Here is an 18583-nt window from a genome sequence, read left to right as displayed (position 1 = left end):
GGTACGGCCGTAGTCGGAGATCCAAGGAGTCACCATGCCGCGTCCCACCAAGGGTGCCCGCCTCGGCGGCGGCCCGCACCACGAGCCGCTGCTGCTCGCCGGTCTGTGCCGGGAGCTGTTCCAGTACGGCCGCATCACCACGACCGAGGCCAAGGCCCGTCGGATGCGCCCGCTGGCGGAGAAGCTGATCACCAAGGCGAAGAAGGGCGACATCCACAACCGTCGCCTGGTGCGCAAGACCATCACCGACATCTCGGTGCTGCACACCCTCTTCACCGAGATCGCGCCGCGCTACGAGAACCGCCCGGGTGGTTACACCCGTATCACCAAGATCGGTCCCCGTCGTGGCGACAACGCCCCGATGGCCGTGATCGAGCTGGTCGAGGCGCTGACCGTCGCGCAGACCGCCGTCGGCGAGGCCGAGGGCGCCACCAAGCGTGCCGTCAAGGAGGCCGACCAGGCCGCCGCCGTCGAGACCAAGGCCGACGAGGCCGAGGCCGCCGAGCAGGCCTGACACCTCCAGGTGTGATGCGGGCCCGCTCTCCCAGCGATGGGGGAGCGGGCCCGTTCCTTATTCGTAGGAGCAGGAGCAAGTGGTCAACGATTGCGCCGAGCAGCCACCGGTGAAGGACGGCCCGGCCGAGGGCCGCGTCCGGGTCCGGCTCGACCTCGCCTACCAGGGCGCCGAGTTCTCCGGCTGGGCCCGCCAGAAGGGCGGCCGCCGGACGGTCCAGGAGGAGATCGAGACCGCGCTGCAGGTCGTCACCCGCAGCCCGGAGCTGTTCCCGCTGACCGTGGCCGGCCGCACCGACGCCGGCGTCCACGCCCGCGGCCAGGTCGCCCACGTCGACCTGCCGGCCGAGCTGTGGGAGGCGCACCGGGAGAAGCTGCTGCGCCGGCTGGCCGGCCGGCTGCCCGGGGACGTCCGGATCTACCGGGTCGGCGAGGCGCCGGCCGGGTTCGACGCCCGCTTCTCGGCGATCTGGCGCCGCTACGCCTACCGGGTCGCCGACCACCCCGGCGGGGTCGACCCGCTGCTGCGCGGGCACGTGCTGTGGCACGACCGGCCGCTGGACGTGGACCGGATGAACGAGGCCGCGAAGCTGCTGCTCGGCGAGCACGACTTCGCCGCGTACTGCAAGAAGCGCGAGGGCGCCACCACCATCCGGACCCTGCTGGAACTGCACTGGGACCGCGTCCCGGTGGACGGCTACGCCAGCCAGGAGGGCAGCCTCGCGGTCGCCACCGTGCGGGCCGACGCCTTCTGCCACAACATGGTCCGGGCGCTGGTCGGCGCGATGCTGCTGGTCGGCGACGGGCACCGGCCGGTGGAGTTCCCCGGCGAGGTGCTGGCCGGCGGGGTGCGCAACTCGGCCGTCAACGTGATCCGGCCGTACGGGCTCACGCTGGAGGAGGTCGGCTACCCGCCGGACGACCAGCTCGCCGAGCGGAACCGGCAGGCGCGGCGGATGCGCACGCTGCCCGGGCAGCCGGCCGTCGCGTAATCCGTTTTGGCCCGGGGCGTCCGCTTGGGACAATCGCTCCCATGGGACACGTCGAGATTTCGCACCTGGAGTACTACCTGCCGGACGGGCGGGTGCTGTTCGACGACGCGTCCTTCCGGGTCGGCGAGGGCGCCGCGGTCGCGCTGGTCGGCGCCAACGGCGCCGGCAAGACCACCCTGCTGCGCATGATCGCGGGGGACATCCAGCCGCACGGCGGCACGGTGACGATCAGCGGCGGGCTCGGCGTGATGCGCCAGTTCGTCGGCACCACCGGCCGCGAGGACCAGAGCGCCACCCCGGGGGCCCTGCCGGCCGACGCCTCGGTGCGCGACCTGCTGGTCTCGGTCGCCCCCGAGCGGATCGCCGTGGCCGCCCGCGCGGTGGACGCCGCCGAGCTGGCGATGATCGCCCAGGACGACGAGAAGACGCAGATGGCCTACGCCCAGGCGCTCTCCGACTGGGCGGACGTCGGCGGCTACGACTACGAGACCGACTGGGACGTCTGCACCATGGCGGCCCTCGGGATGCCCTTCGACAAGGCCCAGTGGCGCGGCCTGAACACCCTCTCCGGCGGCGAGCAGAAGCGGCTGGTGCTGGAGGCGCTGCTGCGCGGCCCCGAAGAGGTGCTGCTGCTCGACGAGCCGGACAACTACCTGGACGTGCCGGCCAAGCGCTGGCTGGAGGAGGCCCTCAAGGCCACCTCGAAGACCGTCCTGTTCATCTCGCACGACCGTGAGCTGCTCTCCAAGTCCGCGGACAAGATCATCAGCGTCGAGTCCGGTGCCGCCGGAAGCAGCGTCTGGGTGCACGGCGGCGGCTTCGACAGTTTCCACGAGGCCCGCAAGGACCGCTTCGCGCGGTTCGAGGAACTGGGCCGCCGGTGGGACGAGGAGCACGCCAAGCTCAAGAAGCTGGTCGTCACCCTGCGCCAGGCCGCCTCCGTCAGCCACGCGCTCGCCACCCGCTACGCGGCCGCCCAGACCCGGCTGAAGAAGTTCGAGGAGGCCGGCCGCCCGGAGGAGCCCCCGCGCGAGCAGAGCATCACCATGCGACTCAAGGGCGGGCGCACCGGCATGCGGTCCTTCACCCTGGAGCGGCTGGGGCTCACCGGCCTGATGCAGCCCTTCGACCTGGAGGTCTTCTACGGCGAGCGGGTCGCCGTGCTGGGCGCCAACGGGGCCGGCAAGTCGCACCTGCTGCGGCTGCTCGCGGGGGACACCACGGTCGAGCACACCGGCGACTGGAAGCTCGGCGCCCGGGTCGTCCCCGGCCACTTCCGGCAGACCCACGCCCATCCGGAGCTGTTCGGCCGCACCGTGCGCTCGATCATCGAGGAGGAGCACGCGCTCAGCCGCGGCGCCGCGATGGGCGCGCTGCGCCGGTACGAGCTGGACCGCCAGGAGGAGCAGAAATTCGAGTCGCTGTCCGGCGGACAGCAGGCCCGGCTGATGATCCTCAAGCTCGAACTCTCCGGCGTGACGGCCCTGTTGCTCGACGAGCCGACCGACAACCTGGACCTGGAGAGCGCCGAGGCGCTGCAGACCGGGCTGGAGGCCTTCGAGGGCACGGTGCTGTGCGTCACCCACGACCGCTGGTTCGCCAAGACCTTCGACCGCTTCCTGGTGTTCGGCGCGGACGGGAAGGTCTTCGAGTCGTCCGAACCGGTCTGGGACGTCACCCGGGTGGAGCGCGAACGCTGAGTGACGGCGGGGTGGGCGGCCGGCGATTTTTGACCGCTCCCCGCCCGCCCGGTAACCTGGACGCTTGATGTGCGTATTGGCTCGCTCTATCTCACGTGAGAGGTCGGTACGCCGGAGACATCAGGTCGACGACCAGCGGTCACCCTTGAATTGCGTCCAAGGCTGATCAGGCTGCTCTTCCGTCCGGGTGCTCCTGTCAGGACTCACTCACTGAAAAGCGAAGGCTACGACCGTGCGTACGTACAGCCCCAAGCCCGGCGACGTCCAGCGTCAGTGGCACGTCATCGACGCGACCGACGTCGTGCTGGGCCGCCTGGCCTCCCAGGCCGCCAACCTCCTCCGGGGCAAGCACAAGGCGATCTACGCGCCGCACGTTGACACTGGTGACTTCGTCATCATCATCAACGCCGACAAGGTGCACCTGTCCGGTAACAAGAAGACCCAGAAGCTGGCCTACCGCCACTCGGGCTTCCCGGGCGGTCTGCGCTCGGTGCGCTACGACGACCTGCTGGCGAACAACCCGGAGAAGGCCGTCGAGAAGGCCATCAAGGGCATGATCCCCAAGAACAGCCTGGGCCGCCAGATGCTCTCCAAGCTGAAGGTCTACTCGGGCGACCAGCACCCCCACGCTGCCCAGCAGCCGGTGCCGTTCGAGATCACCCAGGTCGCGCAGTAATTCGGCCACCAAGCCCCCCAACACTGAAAAGAGCTGAGGAACATCGTGGCCGAGACCACTGAAACCCTTGAGGTCGACTTCGACGAGGCCGTTGAGGCCGTCGAGGGCGAGTACACCTCCGAGGAGAGCTACACCTCCGAGTCCCTGGCCGGCCGCTTCGGCGAGGCCACCCCGGGCGCCGGCCTCGGCCGTCGCAAGGAGGCGATCGCCCGCGTGCGCATCGTCCCCGGCACCGGCCAGTGGAAGATCAACGGTCGCACCCTCGAGGGTTACTTCCCGAACAAGGTGCACCAGCAGACCGTGAACGAGCCCTTCAAGCTCCTCGAGCTGGACGGCCGTTACGACGTCGTCGCCCGCATCAGCGGTGGCGGCGTCTCCGGCCAGGCCTACGCGCTGCGCCTCGGCGTCGCCCGTGCCCTGAACGAGGCCGACGTGGACAACAACCGCGCCGCCCTCAAGAAGGCCGGCTTCCTGATGCGTGACGCCCGTGCCGTCGAGCGCAAGAAGGCCGGTCTCAAGAAGGCCCGCAAGGCGCCGCAGTACAGCAAGCGCTAATCGCGTCCCCGGGGGTGCGTACCGCCCTGGCGGCGCACCCCCTGGTTGCGCAAACCGTCGCCCCGGAGTACCTCGTGTACTCCGGGGCGACGTGTTCCCCGGCTAACGTGCGGCGGCCGGGATCAACGGTGGGTTCCGAGCATGGTGATGGAGGACGGGACAGTGGGACGACTCTTCGGTACGGACGGCGTACGCGGTGTGGCCAACGAGGGCCTGACGGCGGAGCTGGCGCTCGGCCTGTCGGTCGCGGCCTCCCACGTGCTCGGCGAGGCCGGCGCGTTCGACGGGCACCGGCCGGTCGCGGTGGTCGGCCGTGACCCCCGTGCCTCGGGCGAGTTCCTGGAGGCCGCGGTCATCGCGGGCCTGGCCAGCTCCGGCGTCGACGTGCTCCGGGTCGGCGTCCTCCCCACCCCCGCCGTGGCGTACCTCACCGGCGCGCTCGGCGCCGACTTCGGCGTGATGCTGTCCGCCAGCCACAACGCCATGCCGGACAACGGCATCAAGTTCCTCGCCCGCGGCGGCCACAAGCTGGACGACCGGATCGAGGACGCGATCGAGGCCCACTACCGCAAGCACACCGTCGGCGGCGAGGACTGGAACCGCCCGACCGGTGCCGCCGTCGGCCGGGTCCGCGAGTACACCGAGGGCTTCGACAAGTACGTCGCCCACCTGATCGGTGTGCTGCCCAACCGCCTGGACGGCATCCGGGTCGTCATCGACGGCGCCCACGGCGCGGCCGCCTACGTCGCCCCCGAGGCCTTCGCCCGGGCCGGCGCCGAGGTCGTCCACACCCTGGGGGCCGAGCCCACCGGCCTCAACATCAACGACGGCGTCGGCTCCACCCACCTGGACCGGCTGCGCGTCGCGATGAAGGAGTACCGGGCCGACCTCGGCATCGCCCTGGACGGCGACGCGGACCGCTGCCTGGCCGCCGACGCCGAGGGCGACGAGGTGGACGGCGACCAGATCATCGCCATCCTCGCCGTCGCCATGAAGGAGGCCGGCACCCTGCGCCGCAACACCGCGGTCGCCACCGTGATGTCCAACCTCGGCTTCAAGCTGGCGATGGAGCGCGAGGGCATCGACCTGGTGGAGACCGCCGTCGGCGACCGCTACGTGCTGGAGGCGATGAAGGAGCACGGCTTCGCGCTGGGCGGCGAGCAGTCCGGCCACGTCATCCTGCTGGACCACGCCACCACCGGCGACGGCACCCTGACCGGCCTGATGCTGGGCGCCCGACTGGCCGCCACCAAGCAGCCGCTGGCCGACCTGGCCGCCGTGATGACCCGGCTGCCGCAGGTGCTGATCAACGTCAAGGGCGTCGACAAGGGCCGGGTGGGCACCAGCACCGAGCTGGCCGCCGCGGTCGCCGCCGCCGAGGCCGAGCTGGGCGCCACCGGCCGGGTGCTGCTGCGCCCCTCCGGCACCGAGCCGCTGGTCCGGGTCATGGTCGAGGCCGCCGACCCGGTGCAGGCCGAGGCCGTCGGGCAGCGCCTCGCCGAGGCGGTCCGCACCCACCTGGGCTGAGCCCGCCCCGGAGACCACGAAGGGCCCCCGCGCGGGGGCCCTTCGCCGTGTCCTGCGCCCGGTCAGAGCTTGCGCAGCAGCGCCCGGCGGACCTTGTGGTCGGCGCCCTTCTGCAGGACCAGGGTGGCCCGGCCGCGGGTCGGCAGCACGTTCTCCAGCAGATTCGGCTTGTTGATGGTGCGCCAGACCTGTCGGCCGTACTCCATCGCCTCCTCCTCCGGCACCTCGGTGAACCGGGTGAAGTAGGAGTTCGGGTCCTGGAAGGCCGTCTGCCGCAGCTTGCGGAAGCGGTCCAGGTACCAGTGCTCGATGTCGTCGGTGCGGGCGTCGACGTAGATCGAGAAGTCGAAGTAGTCCGCCACCGCGAGCCTGGTCCGGCCGTCGGTGCCCGGCAGGGCCGGCTGGAGCACGTTCAGGCCCTCGACGATCAGGATGTCCGGGCGCTCCACCGTCAGCCGCTGGTCCTGCACGATGTCGTACACCAGGTGCGAGTACACCGGCGCCGTCACCAGCTCCTTGCCCGCCTTCACGTCCGCGACGAAGCGCATCAGGGCCCGGCGGTCGTACGACTCCGGGAAGCCCTTGCGGGCCATCAGGCCGCGGCGGCGCAGCTCGGCGTTGGGCAGCAGGAAGCCGTCGGTGGTGACCAGCTCCACCCGCGGGTGCTCGGGCCAGCGGGCCAGCAGGGCCTGGAGCAGGCGGGCGGTGGTGGACTTGCCGACGGCCACCGAGCCGGCCACGCCGATGATGAACGGCGTACGGGTGCGCTCGGTGTCCGGGGTGTCCAGGAACGTGCCCAGCGCGCCGCGCAGTTCGTGCGTGGCGTGGATGTAGAGGTTCAGCAGCCGGGACAGCGGCAGGTAGACGTCACGCACCTCGTCGAGGTCGAGTGCCGTGCCGAGGCCACGCAGCTGCTCCACCTCCTCGGCGGTCAGCGGAAGTGGCGTACGCTCGCGCAGTGCGCTCCACTCGGCCCGGCTGAGGTCCACGTAGGGGGACGGGGACGGGCCGGGCGTGGCGGCGCCCCGCGTACAGAGTTCGGTCAGCACATGCTCCATTGTGAGCCGTAGCGGTGTTCACCGTGGTTGTGGTGTCGGTCACGCAGGGTTGGGGCGAGCCGGGAAAGACGGGAAAACGGCCACAGAACCGCCCTTATGCTGGCACGCATGTGCGGAATTGTTGGATACGTGGGCGCGCAGTCCGCCCTCGACGTAGTAATCGCGGGCCTGCAGCGACTGGAGTACCGGGGCTATGACTCGGCCGGTGTCGCGGTGCAGGCGCAGGACTCCCAGGGGCAGTGGAGTCTGGTCACCGACAAGCGGGCCGGAAAGCTCGGCAACCTGGAGAAGTCGCTCGCCGAATCCCCCCTCCCCGGCGGCACCACCGGCATCGGCCACACCCGTTGGGCCACCCACGGCGGCCCGACGGACGCCAATGCCCACCCCCACCTGGACGACGACCGCCGGGTGGCCGTGGTCCACAACGGCATCATCGAGAACTTCGCCCAGCTGCGGGCCGAGATCGCCGAGCGCGGCCACACCCTCCGGTCCGAGACCGACACCGAGGTCGTCGCCCACCTGCTCGGTGAGGCCTACGACGGCGACCTGGCCGAGGCCATGCGCGTCGTCTGCCGCCGACTGGACGGCGCCTTCACCCTCGTCGCCGTCCACGCCGACTCGCCCGACGTGGTGGTCGGCGCCCGCCGCAACTCCCCGCTCGTGGTGGGCCGCGGCGAGGGCGAGAACTTCCTCGCCTCCGACGTCGCCGCCTTCATCGCGCACACCCGCGAGGCGATCGAGCTGGGCCAGGACCAGGTCGTCGAGCTGCGCCGGGAGGGCGTGACCGTCACCGACTTCGACGGCAACCCGGCCGAGGTGCGCGAGTACCACGTCGACTGGGACGCCTCCGCCGCCGAGAAGGGCGGCTACGACTACTTCATGCTCAAGGAGATCGCCGAGCAGCCGAAGGCCGTCGCCGACACCCTCCTCGGCCGGATCGGCACCGACGGCCGGCTGACCCTCGACGAGCTGCGGATCTCCGACGCCGACCTGCGCTCGGTCGACAAGGTCGTCATCGTCGCCTGCGGCACGGCCTTCCACGCGGGCATGATCGCCAAGTACGCGATCGAGCACTGGACCCGCATCCCCTGCGAGGTCGAGGTCGCCTCGGAGTTCCGCTACCGCGACCCGATCATGGGCCCCGGCACGCTGGTCATCGCCATCTCGCAGTCCGGCGAGACCATGGACACCCTGATGGCCCTGCGGCACGCCCGTGAGCAGGGCGCCAAGGTGCTGGCGATCTGCAACACCAACGGCTCGACCATCCCGCGCGAGTCGGACGCGGTGCTGTACACCCACGCCGGACCGGAGGTCGCGGTCGCCTCCACCAAGGCGTTCCTGACCCAGCTGGTCGCCTGCTACCTGGTCGCCCTGTACCTGGGCCAGGTGCGCGGCACCAAGTGGGGCGACGAGATCTTCACCATCATCCGCGAGCTCGGCGACGCGCCGAAGCAGGTCGAGCAGGTGCTGGAGACCATGGAGCCGGTGCGCGAGCTGGCCCGCTCGCTGGCCGACGCCCGCTCGGTGCTGTTCCTCGGCCGTCACGTCGGCTTCCCGGTTGCCCTGGAGGGCGCGCTCAAGCTCAAGGAGCTCGCCTACATGCACGCCGAGGGCTTCGCGGCGGGCGAGCTCAAGCACGGCCCGATCGCGCTGATCGAGGAGGGGCTGCCGGTCGTGGTGGTCGTGCCCTCGCCGCGCGGGCGGTCGATCCTGCACGACAAGATCGTCTCCAACATCCAGGAGATCCGGGCCCGCGGCGCCCGCACGATCGTGATCGCCGAGGAGGGCGACGAGGCCGTCGTGCCGTATGCGGACCACCTGATCCGCATCCCGGCCACCCCGACCCTGCTCCAGCCGCTGGTCTCCACCGTCCCGCTCCAGGTCTTCGCCTGCGAGCTGGCCACGGCCAAGGGCCACGAGGTCGACCAGCCGCGCAACCTGGCGAAGTCGGTCACCGTCGAGTAGACGCCCGGCCGTTCGCGGCGCCCCTGCGGTGGCTGTGCCCTACCGCAGGGGCGCCGTGTCGAGCGTGAAGGAGAACGGGGCGGGCAGGTCGATCGACTTGCCGAACTCGACCTTGGTCCGGGTGATGTAGTCCCCGCCGTCGGGTTCGGTGAACAGCGTGACCGTGCCGTCGGTGCGGTCGACCAGCAGGTAGCAGGGGATTCCCGCAGCGGCGTAGCCCAGGCGTTTCGGTTCGCGGTCCTTGTACGGGTTGGTCGAGGTGATCTCGAAGACCAGCAGTACGCCCGCCGCCTGGGCCCAGGAGTCCGAGTGCTCGAAATGCCCGACCGGGCTCACCACGCCGTCGGGGATGAAACGGCCCTTGGGCGTGATCAGACCCTTGGTGCCTGACAGGTCGAACTCGGTCTCGGCCTTGCGCATGAACTGCCTGTTGATGAGCGAGAACGCGGTCTCGTGGGCCCCGTCCGGCGGCGGCGTCACGACGATCTCCCCTTCGATGAATTCGGCCTTGCTTCCCAGCGGCGTGTCCAGCTCCAAAAACGCCTGGAGGAGGCTGTCCTCGCCCAGCGGGTGCTCGATTGCCGGCATGGCGACCATGGCCCTTCTCCCTCCTGTGGGTCCGTGCCGAGCCACAAGGTAGGCGTACAGACCGACACCGGTGGGGGATCGAAGTGGGTGTCACCCGAAAGTGTGCCGCAGGCCCGGCTCCCGCGGGGCCGGGACGCGGGCTAGCGTCGGCGGTAGCCGACTGCCGAAGGAGTTCTCCCCATGCGTCATGCACACCCTGTGGAAACCGTCCGGGCCGCGGAGGCGGAGCTGATGGCGCGGCTGCCGGAGGGCACGCTGATGCAGCGGGCGGCGGCCGGGTTGGCGGCGACGTGTGCGCGGCTGCTGATCGGGGGTCGGGGGCGGGTGTACGGCAGTCGGGTGACGGTGCTGGCGGGCAGTGGGGACAACGGGGGTGACGCGCTGTACGCCGGGGCGGCGCTGGCCCGGCGCGGGGCGCGGGTGACGGCGGTGCTGCTGGCGCCGGCGAAGGCGCACCCGGGCGGGCTGGCCGCGCTGCGGGCGGCCGGCGGGCGGGTGACGGCGGAGCAGGAGGTCGGCCTGGCCGACTTCTCGTGCGCGGACCTGGTGCTGGACGGGATCGTCGGCATCGGCGGCCGGGGCGGGCTGCGCCCCGAGGCCGTGCCGTACGCCCGGGCCGGGCGGCGCGGCACCGTGGTGGCGGTGGACCTGCCCAGCGGGGTCGAGGCGGACAGCGGCGAGGTGCCCGGGGAGGCGCTGCGCGCGGACGTCACGGTCTGCTTCGGTACCTACAAGCCCGGGCTGCTGATCGACCCCGGGGCCTCCTACGCGGGCGCGGTGCAACTGGTGGACATCGGCCTGGAACCGCCCGGGCCGGAGGTGACGGCCCTGCAGCACGCGGACGTGGCGGCGCTGCTGCCGCTGCCGGGCGCGGAGAGCGACAAGTACCGGCGCGGTGTGGTCGGGGTGGCGGCCGGCTCGGCGCGGTACCCGGGGGCGGCCCTGCTCGCGGTCGCCGGTGCGCTGCACGGCGGTGCGGGCGCCGTCCGGTACGTCGGCACGGCGGCCGAGGAGGTGGTGCGCCGCTTCCCGGAGACGCTGGTCACCGAGGGCGGCCCGGCCGGGGCCGGACGGGTGCAGGCCTGGGTGGTCGGGCCGGGCGGGGGCGAGGGGGCGCGGCAGGCGCTGGTCGAGGCGCTGGCGAGCGACGTCCCGGTGCTGGTGGACGCGGACGGGCTGACCGAGCTGGGCCGGCTCGGTCCGCGGGCGCTGGCCGGCCGCACCGCGCCCACCCTGCTGACCCCGCACACCGGCGAGGCCGCCCGGCTGCTGGCCGGCGCCGACGGCACCGCGCCGCCCGCCGCCGACGACTTGGCCGCCACCCGGCTGGCCACCGCCCGCCGACTGGCCGCCGCCTACCGGGCCACCGTGCTGCTCAAGGGCTCCACCACGGTGGTCGCCGACCCGGGCGGGGCCGTCCGGGTGAACCCCACCGGCACCTCCTGGCTGGCCACCGCGGGCAGCGGGGACGTCCTGGCCGGGCTGGCCGGTTCGCTGCTGGCCGCGGGCCTGCCGCCGCTGGACGCCGCCTCGGTGGCCGCCTACCTGCACGGCCTGGCGGGCCGGGAGGCGGCGGGCGAGCCCGGGGCGCCGGTGCCGGCGCTCGCGGTGGCCGGGGCGCTGCCCGCGGTCTGGCGGGCCGTCCGGCGGCCGTAGCCGTAGCCGTAGCCGGGCCCGCCGCCCCGCCCGGGCCGGAACCGGGACGTCCGTTCACCGCGTCCTGAACTGGGCGGACGAGCCGTCCGCCGCAGGTCGGCGGGGTGCGGGGGGTCGCGGTGCCGACCGCCGCGCCGAAGGCCCGTTCGGCGAGGACTCCGGGACGTCTGGGAGACTGACCCTGATGACAACTGCGAACACGACCGGCACGGCCACCCTCACCGACGGCGTACGGGCCGAGGCGACCATCGATCTCGCCGCCCTGCGCGGCAACCTCGCCTCCCTGCGGGAACGCGTCGGGAGCACGGCGGTGATGCTCGCGGTCAAGGCGGACGCCTACGGCCACGGCGCGGTCGAGTGTGCCCGCGAAGCGGTCGCGAACGGGGTCGGCTGGCTCGGCTGTGCGACGCCGGACGAGGCGCTGGCGCTGCGGGCCGCGGGCATCCGCCCCGAGCAGGCCCGCATCCTGTGCTGGCTGTGGACGCCGGGCGGGCCGTGGCGCGAGGCGCTGCGTGCGGACCTGGACATCTCGGTCAGCGGCCGGTGGGCGCTGGAGGAGCTGCTGACGGCCGTTCGGCAGACCGGCGTTCCGGCGCGCGTCCACCTCAAGGCCGACACCGGCCTGGGCCGCAACGGCTGCCAGCCGCACGACTGGCCGCAGCTGGTCGCCGAGGCCCGGCGGGCCGAGGCGGAGGGGCTGCTGCGGGTCGTCGGCGTCTGGTCGCACTTCGCCGCCGCCGACGAGCCCGGCCACCCGTCGATCCAGGCCCAGTTGGACTCCTTCCGCGCCGCGCTGGCGCAGGCCGAGGCCGCCGGGCTGCGCCCCGAGGTCCGGCACCTGGCCAACTCCCCGGCCACCCTGCTGCTGCCCGAGTCGCACTTCGACCTGGTCCGCACCGGCCTGGCCGCGTACGGGCTGTCGCCGGTGCCCGAGGTGGGCTCGCCGGCCGACTTCGGGCTGCGCCCGGTGATGGCGCTGTCCGCCCGGCTGGCGCTGGTCAAGCACGTCCCCGGCGGGCACGGGGTCAGCTACGGCCACCACTACGTGACGCCCGGTCCGACCACGCTGGGCCTGGTGCCGGTCGGCTACGGCGACGGCGTCCCGCGGCACGGCAGCGGCACCGGCCCGGTGCAGATCGGCGGCAAGTGGCGCACGGTGGCCGGCCGGGTCGCGATGGACCAGTTCGTGGTGGACCTGGGCGGCGACACCCCCGAGACCGGCGACGAGGTGCTGGTGTTCGGCAACGGCGAACGCGGTGAACCGACCGCCGAGGACTGGGCCCGCGCCTGCGGCACCATCTCGTACGAGATCATCACCCGGATCGGCGCGCGGGTGCCCCGCCGCTACCTGGACGGCAGCCACGACGGCGGCCGTGACGGGGGCCGCGCGGCATGACCGACACGCCGGCCGACAGCAACCCGGTCGCGGCGGTGGCCAAGGCGGCCGGCGCGGCCACCGGGGTGAGCCGGGCCGGTGTGATCGGGATCTCGGTCGGCGTGTTGGCGGCCGGCGCGGCCGCGGGCGTCGCGATCGAGCGGCTGACGGTCGGCCGGGCGATGCGCCGCCGGGCCCGGGCCGAGCTGGAGGCGACCGCCCCGTACGGCTCGCTGCGCGGGCGCCCGCTGACGGTGGCCGCGCCGGACGGCACCGAGCTGTACGTCGAGCTGGACGGCACCGGCTGGGACGAGCCGGACGGCGACGCGGCGGAGCAGGCCGGAGGCGAGCGGGCGAACAGCAGCCTCCTTCCGCCGCCGCTGACCGTGGTGTTCAGCCACGGCTACTGCCTCAACCAGGACAGCTGGCACTTCCAGCGGGCGGCGCTGTGCGAGGGCCTGCGGCTGGTCTTCTGGGACCAGCGCAGCCACGGCCGCTCCGAGCGCTCCCGCTCCTACCTGGCGGGCGAGCCGGCCAGCATCGACCAGCTGGGCGGTGACCTCAAGGCGGTGATCGACGCCGTCGCGCCGACCGGTCCGCTGGTGCTGGTGGGCCATTCGATGGGCGGCATGACGGTGATGGCCCTGGCCGACCAGCACCCGGAGCTGTTCCGGACGAGGGTCGCCGGGGTCGCGCTGGTCGGCACCCTGGCGGGGGACTGGAACGAGGTGAGCCTCGGCCTGCCGAAGGCCGGGGCCAAGCTGTTCAAGAGGGTCGCGCCCGGGGTGGTGAAGCTGCTCGGCCGTCAGGTCGACCTGGTGGAGGCGAGCCGGCGGATCGGCTCGGACGTGGCCGCCGTGTTCTACCGGCGGTTCTCCTTCGGCGGCCGGGACGTCGATCCCGGCGTGGTGCGCTTCGCCGAACAACTGCTGGACGCCACCCCGATCGACGTGGTCGCCGAGTTCTACCCGGTGTTCGGCGCGCACGAGAAGTACGGGGCGCTGGCCGCCCTGCGCGGCCTGCCGGCTCTGGTGCTGGCCGGGACGAAGGACCTGCTGACGCCCTCGGCGCACAGCGAGGCGATGGCCGAGCGGCTGCCGGGGGCCGAACTCGTGCTGGCCGAGGGCGCCGGGCACCTGGTGCTGCTGGAGCGCCCGGAGCTGGTCGACCACGAGCTGGCGCGGCTGCTGCGCCGGGCCGCCGACTTCGCCGGTGCCGCGCCGCTGCCGCCGGCCGTCCTCGAACTCGCGGCCGAACCTCCCCGGGAGGACCGGGCTCCGGTGGGCGCGACCCCGGGCGCGACCCCGGGCGCGACCCCGGACGCGGACCCGGATCCGGCCCCCGACCCCGCCTGAGACCGGCCCGGGCCCGCCCGGGCACCCGCGCGCCACGGCGGGGTGCGGTGATGTGGCACGGTAGCGGTGGCGGCCGGTGGTCGGTGCGCCGCTACGGACCGAAGGGCAAGACACGCGCATGGGCTCGCACGCCACTCTGACCGTCCCCACTCCGGAGCGGATGGGCCGTCTCGGCCGGGAGCTGGCCGCGCTGCTGCGGCCGGGGGACCTGGTGCTGCTCTCCGGTGAGCTGGGGGCGGGGAAGACGACGCTGACCCGGGGCCTGGGGGAGGGGCTGCAGGTCCGCGGGGCGGTGACCTCGCCGACCTTCGTGATCGCCCGGGTGCACCCCTCGCTGGTCGGCGGACCGGCCCTGGTGCATGTGGACGCGTACCGCCTCGGCGGGGACCTCGACGAGATGGAGGACCTCGATCTGGACGTCTCGCTGCCGGAGTCGGTGGTCGTGGTCGAGTGGGGCGAGGGCAAGGTCGAGCGGCTGTCCGAGGAGCGCCTGGAGGTCCGGATCGAGCGGGCGATCGGTGACACCGCCGGGGAGGACCACGACCCGCGCCGGGTGCTGCTCACCGGCATCGGGGCGCGCTGGGCGGACGTCCCGCTGGCCGAGCTGGCCTAGGGCGCGACCAGGGCGCGCACGGGGCGCGCACGGGGCGTGTGCTGCGGGCTCGCCGGGCCCCGGTCGATCGGGTTCCACCGTTTTGCCGACAGGCCGTCGGCAAGGTGTTGCGGGCGGGGCGCCGGGCGTGGTGGGATGGGTGCTGCGGTTAGGTCTGCCTAACTAGGGAGGCGCCATGTCGAGCACCACCCCCGCCCCGGAGCGCGCCGTGCGTGCCACCGGGGCCGGAGAGTCCGCCCACCGCGCTCCGGGCGCGCCGATGCGGGCCCTGCTGGCCGCCTGCGCGGCCGCCGAGGCGGTGTCCACCCCGCCCGAACCGAAGGCCCGGCAGGCCGAGGAGCCCGAGACGGGGACGCCCCGGGCCGCGTAACGCGCCGGGCCTCAGGGGACCACGACCACCTTGGTGCCGTTCGGCGCGAAGTCCCAGAGCAGCTGTCCCTCGGAGCGGCCGCTGCGGATGCCGCCGGTCTTGGCCTTCGGGTCGGCGGTCGGCGTGCTGCCGTCCAGTGCCGCGCTGAATCCGAACACCACGCCGTTCTGCTGCGCGAAGCGCACCACGTGCTCGATCTGCTTGCCGTCCGTCCCGGTGGCGGTCTGGGTGCGGCTGTACACCGAGTAGCTGCCCGGGGTGGGCTCGACCGAGCCCGGAGTGACCGGGAAGGCGGCCGCGACCTGCGGGTTCTTCTTCGGGTCGACCAGCCAGACGAAGTGGCCGCCGGCCGAGTAGACGACCCGGGTGCCGCTGCCCGAGGTGGCCGGCAGCGGCGGGACGGTCGGGGTGGCGGAGGCGCTCGGCGTCGCAGAGGCGGCCGGGCCGGAGGACGTCGAGGCGACGGTCGGCTTGGCGCCGCCCGCGCGGTCCTGGGCGCCGTTGGCCTGGAAGGCCAGCAGGCTCACCACTGCCAGGGCCCCCAGGGTCAACCCCGTGACCACCACTCCAGGACCCATCTTCGCCACGTGCCCGCTCCCGCCGCCGTCCGCTGTACGTACCGCCCTTATCGTGCCAGGTCCCCGGGGCGGGTCGGCAGTGGCCAGTACGTGTGTTCCGGATGGGGACACCAGCTCGATCGTCCGGTCGGCCCAACGTCGGTCTAACCTTGACCCGTGCTGCTGCTCGCGTTCGACACCGCTACCCCCGCCGTCACCGCCGCCGTCCACGACGGCACGGCCGTCCTCGCCGAGACCCACCAGGTCGACGCCAGGCGCCACGGCGAACTGCTGCTGCCCGCGATCGACCAGGTCCTGCGGGCCGCCGGAGTGGACAAGAGTCGGCTCACCGGCATCGCGGTCGGCGTCGGCCCGGGCCCGTACACCGGCCTGCGGGTCGGCCTGGTGACCGCCGCCGCGCTCGGCCACGCGCTCGGCCTGCCGGTGCACGGCGTCTGCACCCTGGACGCGATCGCCTTCCAGGCCCGCGCCGAGGGCCTGACCGGACAGCCGTTCACGGTCGCCACCGACGCGCGCCGCAAGGAGGTCTACTGGGCCTCCTACGACGCCGACGGCAACCGCACCGAGGGCCCCGGCGTGGACCGCCCGGCCGAGCTGACGCCCGCCGCCCGCTCGGTGGGCGCCGGCGCGCTGCTCTACCCCGAGGCCTTCCCGGGCGCCGGCGGCCCCGAGCACGTCTCGGCCGGCGCCCTGGCCGGCTTCGCCGCCGCCGAGCTGGCCGCCGGGCGCGAGCTGCTGCCGAACGTGCCGCTGTACCTGCGCCGCCCGGACGCCCAGGTCCCGGCGGGCTACAAGAACGTTCTGGGGGGCAAGGCGGTGCTCCCGGCGTGAACCACGGCACCACCCTGCGCCCGATGCGCTGGTGGGACATCGAGCCGGTGCTGGACCTGGAGCTCAGGCTGTTCCCCGAGGACGCCTGGTCCTCCGGGATGTTCTGGTCCGAGCTCGCCGAGGCCCACCCCGGCGGCACCCGCCACTACTCGGTCGCCACCGCCGCGGACGGCACGATCGTCGGCTACGCCGGCCTGATGGCCGTCGCCGGTGACGGCGACGTCCAGACCATCGCCGTGGACGAGCGCCACCAGGGCGCCGGCCTCGGCACCGCCCTGCTCACCGACCTGATCCACGAGGCCGCCCGGCGCGGCTGCGCCGACCTGCTGCTGGAGGTGCGGGTGGACAACCAGCGCGCCCAGCGGCTGTACGAGCGCCACGGCTTCGAACCGGTGGGCATCCGGCGCGGCTACTACCAGCCCGCCAACGTCGACGCGCTGGTGATGCGCCTCGAACACCCCAGCACTGACCCGAAGGAACCGAAGGACACCCCCCATGGCTGACGAACCGCTCGTCCTCGGCATCGAGACCTCCTGCGACGAGACCGGCGTCGGCATCGTGCGCGGCACCACGCTGCTGGCCGACGCGGTCGCCTCCAGCGTCAACGACCACGCCCGCTTCGGCGGCGTCGTCCCGGAGATCGCCAGCCGCGCCCACCTGGAGGCGATGGTCCCGACCATCCAGCGCGCCCTGGACACCGCCGGCATCAAGGCCAGTGACCTGGACGGCATCGCCGTCACCGCCGGCCCCGGCCTGGCGGGCGCGCTGCTGGTCGGCGTCAGCGCGGCCAAGGCGTACGCCTGGGCGCTCGACAAGCCGCTGTACGGGGTCAACCACCTCGCCTCGCACATCTGCGTCGACCAGCTGGAGCACGGCCGGCTGCCCTCGCCGACGATGGCCCTGCTGGTCTCCGGCGGGCACTCCTCGCTGCTGCTCAGCGAGGACATCACCACCGACGTCCGCCCGCTCGGCGCGACCATCGACGACGCGGCCGGCGAGGCCTTCGACAAGGTCGCCCGGGTGCTCGGCCTGGGCTTCCCCGGCGGCCCGATCGTCGACCGGAAGGCCCGCGAGGGCGACCCGAAGGCGATCGCCTTCCCGCGCGGCCTGACGGGGAAGAACGACCCCGCGTACGACTTCTCCTTCTCCGGCCTGAAGACCGCCGTCGCCCGCTGGGTGGAGGCCAAGCGCCGGGCCGGCGAGGAGGTGCCGATCGCCGACGTCGCCGCCTCCTTCCAGGAGGCGGTCACCGACGTGCTCACCCGCAAGGCCGTCAAGGCCTGCAAGGACAGCGGCGTCGACCACCTGATGATCGGCGGCGGCGTCGCGGCCAACTCCCGGCTGCGCGAGATGGCCCAGCAGCGCTGCGACCGGGCCGGCATCCGGCTGCGGGTGCCCCGGCCGGGCCTGTGCACCGACAACGGCGCGATGGTGGCGGCGCTGGGCTCCGAGATGGTGTGGCGCGGCCGCACCCCCTCCGCCTTCGAGCTGTCCGCGGACTCCTCGCTGCCCGTCACCGACGTCCACGTCCCGGCCGGGGGAGCCGGGCACGGCGACGTCCACGGCCAGGCCTACCAGGCCCTCGGCGGCGGCGCCGCGTGACCGTCGCCGCGATGTGGGAGGCCCGCGCGGCGGACGGCTGCGGGGCCGAACTCGCCGCCTGGGCAAGGGAGTCCGCTCTTCCCGCGCTGCGCGGCGCGGCCGGGCTGGAGCGCCTCGAACTGCTCTCCGCCCCCGGTGAGCGGGTGCTGCTGATCACCTGGTGGAGCGGTGCGCCCGTGCCGGTCGCCGACCCGCCGGCCGAACTGCTGGGCCGCCCGGTGCACCGCTGGTCCTTCACCAGCGACCACGTCGAGTAGGGCCCGAACGGGAACCGCCGCGGCGGCGCTACCGTGCATAGCTGAGAGAACGCTGGACGGGACCGGGAGCGCGGTGCGGTGAACAGGGACGGGCGGAGCAGGACCAGGACGTACGTGGCGGGGGCGGTGGCCCTGCTGGCCTTCGCCACCGCGTGCGGCGACAACGGGGGCGGCGGCAGCGGCGCCCCCGCCCCCGCCCCCGCCCCGGCGGCGGGGCCCGCCCCGCCCCCCCCCCCCGGCCCCCCCCCCCCCCCCGCCCCCCCCCCCCCCCCGGCCCCCGCCCCCCCCGGGGGCCCCCCCCCCGGCCCCCCCCCCCACGCCAATGCCCACCCCCACCTGGACGACGACCGCCGGGTGGCCGTGGTCCACAAC

General features: G+C 73.6%; 19 protein-coding genes. 16 read left to right on the top strand and 3 right to left on the bottom strand.

The genetic code is table 11. From position 1 onward, the window contains the following. The first annotated feature begins 34 nt into the window (after window positions 1–34). The 6 genes from rplQ to glmM all read left to right on the top strand — a co-directional run bounded on the left by rplQ (window position 35) and on the right by glmM (window position 5963). Window positions 35–514 carry a 50S ribosomal protein L17 gene (gene rplQ, locus ACFWXO_RS01400; RefSeq protein ID WP_375882098.1) on the top strand — a complete coding sequence of 160 codons (480 nt, stop codon included), beginning with the start codon at window positions 35–37 and terminating at the stop codon, window positions 512–514. 79 nt (window positions 515–593) lie between these two features. Further along, entirely contained in the window at window positions 594–1505 is a 912-nt protein-coding gene (gene truA, locus ACFWXO_RS01395; RefSeq protein ID WP_380521230.1) for a tRNA pseudouridine(38-40) synthase TruA, read from the top strand. Window positions 1506–1546: 41 nt separating this feature from the next. Further along, on the top strand, window positions 1547–3205 hold the full coding sequence (locus tag ACFWXO_RS01390) for an ABC-F family ATP-binding cassette domain-containing protein (RefSeq protein ID WP_380521228.1): 1659 nt from the start codon (window positions 1547–1549) through the stop codon (window positions 3203–3205). 232 nt (window positions 3206–3437) lie between these two features. Further along, window positions 3438–3881, top strand: coding sequence for a 50S ribosomal protein L13 (gene rplM, locus ACFWXO_RS01385; protein ID WP_030055846.1), 444 nt, complete (start codon window positions 3438–3440; stop codon window positions 3879–3881). Window positions 3882–3926: 45 nt separating this feature from the next. Continuing rightward, window positions 3927–4436, top strand: a complete 510-nt coding sequence (gene rpsI, locus ACFWXO_RS01380; protein WP_350503556.1) for a 30S ribosomal protein S9 — start codon at window positions 3927–3929, stop codon at window positions 4434–4436. A 162-nt stretch (window positions 4437–4598) separates the two neighbouring features. Then, window positions 4599–5963, top strand: coding sequence for a phosphoglucosamine mutase (gene glmM / locus ACFWXO_RS01375; RefSeq protein ID WP_375882106.1), 1365 nt, complete (start codon window positions 4599–4601; stop codon window positions 5961–5963). Window positions 5964–6025: 62 nt separating this feature from the next. Here the strand turns inward: glmM and coaA are convergent, their stop codons facing one another. Continuing rightward, complete coding sequence (coaA, locus tag ACFWXO_RS01370) at window positions 6026–7021, bottom strand: type I pantothenate kinase (RefSeq protein WP_375882109.1); 996 nt, start codon at window positions 7019–7021, stop codon at window positions 6026–6028. Between the two features lie 108 nt (window positions 7022–7129). Between coaA and glmS the strand changes: the two genes are divergently transcribed. Then, window positions 7130–8986: a glutamine--fructose-6-phosphate transaminase (isomerizing) gene (glmS, locus tag ACFWXO_RS01365; protein WP_375882113.1), complete on the top strand. Its 1857-nt coding sequence runs from the start codon at window positions 7130–7132 to the stop codon at window positions 8984–8986. 39 nt (window positions 8987–9025) lie between these two features. On the opposite strand, the gene ACFWXO_RS01360 is transcribed toward glmS, so the two are convergent. After that, window positions 9026–9583, bottom strand: coding sequence for a Uma2 family endonuclease (locus ACFWXO_RS01360; protein ID WP_380521224.1), 558 nt, complete (start codon window positions 9581–9583; stop codon window positions 9026–9028). 171 nt (window positions 9584–9754) lie between these two features. Between ACFWXO_RS01360 and ACFWXO_RS01355 the strand changes: the two genes are divergently transcribed. From ACFWXO_RS01355 to ACFWXO_RS01335, 5 genes are all read left to right on the top strand, one after another. Next, complete coding sequence (locus ACFWXO_RS01355; protein WP_380521222.1) at window positions 9755–11230, top strand: NAD(P)H-hydrate dehydratase; 1476 nt, start codon at window positions 9755–9757, stop codon at window positions 11228–11230. A gap of 184 nt (window positions 11231–11414) precedes the next feature. Then, the gene (gene alr / locus ACFWXO_RS01350) at window positions 11415–12626 is read left to right on the top strand and encodes an alanine racemase (protein ID WP_375882120.1); all 1212 of its coding nucleotides are present in this window, start codon (window positions 11415–11417) and stop codon (window positions 12624–12626) included. Beyond that, window positions 12623–13960: an alpha/beta fold hydrolase gene (locus tag ACFWXO_RS01345; RefSeq protein WP_380521220.1), complete on the top strand. Its 1338-nt coding sequence runs from the start codon at window positions 12623–12625 to the stop codon at window positions 13958–13960. The genes alr and ACFWXO_RS01345 overlap by 4 nt, the downstream gene beginning before the upstream one ends. Before the next feature lie 118 nt (window positions 13961–14078). Continuing rightward, entirely contained in the window at window positions 14079–14573 is a 495-nt protein-coding gene (tsaE, locus tag ACFWXO_RS01340; protein ID WP_375882122.1) for a tRNA (adenosine(37)-N6)-threonylcarbamoyltransferase complex ATPase subunit type 1 TsaE, read from the top strand. Window positions 14574–14748: 175 nt separating this feature from the next. Beyond that, a complete protein-coding gene (locus ACFWXO_RS01335; RefSeq protein WP_380521217.1) occupies window positions 14749–14943 on the top strand; it encodes a hypothetical protein in 195 nt (64 codons plus the stop codon). An 11-nt stretch (window positions 14944–14954) separates the two neighbouring features. Here the strand turns inward: ACFWXO_RS01335 and ACFWXO_RS01330 are convergent, their stop codons facing one another. After that, complete coding sequence (locus ACFWXO_RS01330; protein ID WP_380521329.1) at window positions 14955–15521, bottom strand: hypothetical protein; 567 nt, start codon at window positions 15519–15521, stop codon at window positions 14955–14957. Between the two features lie 156 nt (window positions 15522–15677). On the opposite strand from ACFWXO_RS01330, the gene tsaB reads away from it, so the two are divergent. From tsaB to ACFWXO_RS01310, 4 genes are read left to right on the top strand one after another with little or no spacing between them, the layout of a single operon-like run. Further along, on the top strand, window positions 15678–16352 hold the full coding sequence (gene tsaB / locus ACFWXO_RS01325) for a tRNA (adenosine(37)-N6)-threonylcarbamoyltransferase complex dimerization subunit type 1 TsaB (protein WP_375882127.1): 675 nt from the start codon (window positions 15678–15680) through the stop codon (window positions 16350–16352). A gap of 23 nt (window positions 16353–16375) precedes the next feature. Next, window positions 16376–16855: a ribosomal protein S18-alanine N-acetyltransferase gene (rimI, locus tag ACFWXO_RS01320; protein WP_375882355.1), complete on the top strand. Its 480-nt coding sequence runs from the start codon at window positions 16376–16378 to the stop codon at window positions 16853–16855. Then, a complete protein-coding gene (tsaD, locus tag ACFWXO_RS01315) occupies window positions 16848–17954 on the top strand; it encodes a tRNA (adenosine(37)-N6)-threonylcarbamoyltransferase complex transferase subunit TsaD (RefSeq protein ID WP_380397377.1) in 1107 nt (368 codons plus the stop codon). The genes rimI and tsaD overlap by 8 nt, the downstream gene beginning before the upstream one ends. Next, a complete protein-coding gene (locus ACFWXO_RS01310) occupies window positions 17951–18211 on the top strand; it encodes a hypothetical protein (RefSeq protein ID WP_380521214.1) in 261 nt (86 codons plus the stop codon). Before tsaD ends, ACFWXO_RS01310 begins: the two co-directional genes overlap by 4 nt. Window positions 18212–18583: the final 372 nt, after the last annotated feature.

The organism is Kitasatospora sp. NPDC059088 (genome assembly GCF_042738155.1).
Classification (GTDB): domain Bacteria; phylum Actinomycetota; class Actinomycetes; order Streptomycetales; family Streptomycetaceae; genus Kitasatospora.
This window is presented reverse-complemented; position numbering and strand designations above follow the sequence as displayed.

Coding starts and splice junctions, on each gene's coding strand:
- coaA (WP_375882109.1), bottom strand. CDS start 7,021: ATGGAGCATGTGCTGACCGAACTCTGTACGCGGGGCGCCGCCACGCCC.
- rimI (WP_375882355.1), top strand. CDS start 16,376: ATGCGCTGGTGGGACATCGAGCCGGTGCTGGACCTGGAGCTCAGGCTG.
- alr (WP_375882120.1), top strand. CDS start 11,415: ATGACAACTGCGAACACGACCGGCACGGCCACCCTCACCGACGGCGTA.
- tsaD (WP_380397377.1), top strand. CDS start 16,848: ATGGCTGACGAACCGCTCGTCCTCGGCATCGAGACCTCCTGCGACGAG.
- ACFWXO_RS01345 (WP_380521220.1), top strand. CDS start 12,623: ATGACCGACACGCCGGCCGACAGCAACCCGGTCGCGGCGGTGGCCAAG.
- rplQ (WP_375882098.1), top strand. CDS start 35: ATGCCGCGTCCCACCAAGGGTGCCCGCCTCGGCGGCGGCCCGCACCAC.
- ACFWXO_RS01335 (WP_380521217.1), top strand. CDS start 14,749: ATGTCGAGCACCACCCCCGCCCCGGAGCGCGCCGTGCGTGCCACCGGG.
- ACFWXO_RS01360 (WP_380521224.1), bottom strand. CDS start 9,583: ATGGTCGCCATGCCGGCAATCGAGCACCCGCTGGGCGAGGACAGCCTC.
- ACFWXO_RS01330 (WP_380521329.1), bottom strand. CDS start 15,521: ATGGGTCCTGGAGTGGTGGTCACGGGGTTGACCCTGGGGGCCCTGGCA.
- tsaE (WP_375882122.1), top strand. CDS start 14,079: ATGGGCTCGCACGCCACTCTGACCGTCCCCACTCCGGAGCGGATGGGC.
- glmS (WP_375882113.1), top strand. CDS start 7,130: ATGTGCGGAATTGTTGGATACGTGGGCGCGCAGTCCGCCCTCGACGTA.
- ACFWXO_RS01355 (WP_380521222.1), top strand. CDS start 9,755: ATGCGTCATGCACACCCTGTGGAAACCGTCCGGGCCGCGGAGGCGGAG.
- ACFWXO_RS01390 (WP_380521228.1), top strand. CDS start 1,547: ATGGGACACGTCGAGATTTCGCACCTGGAGTACTACCTGCCGGACGGG.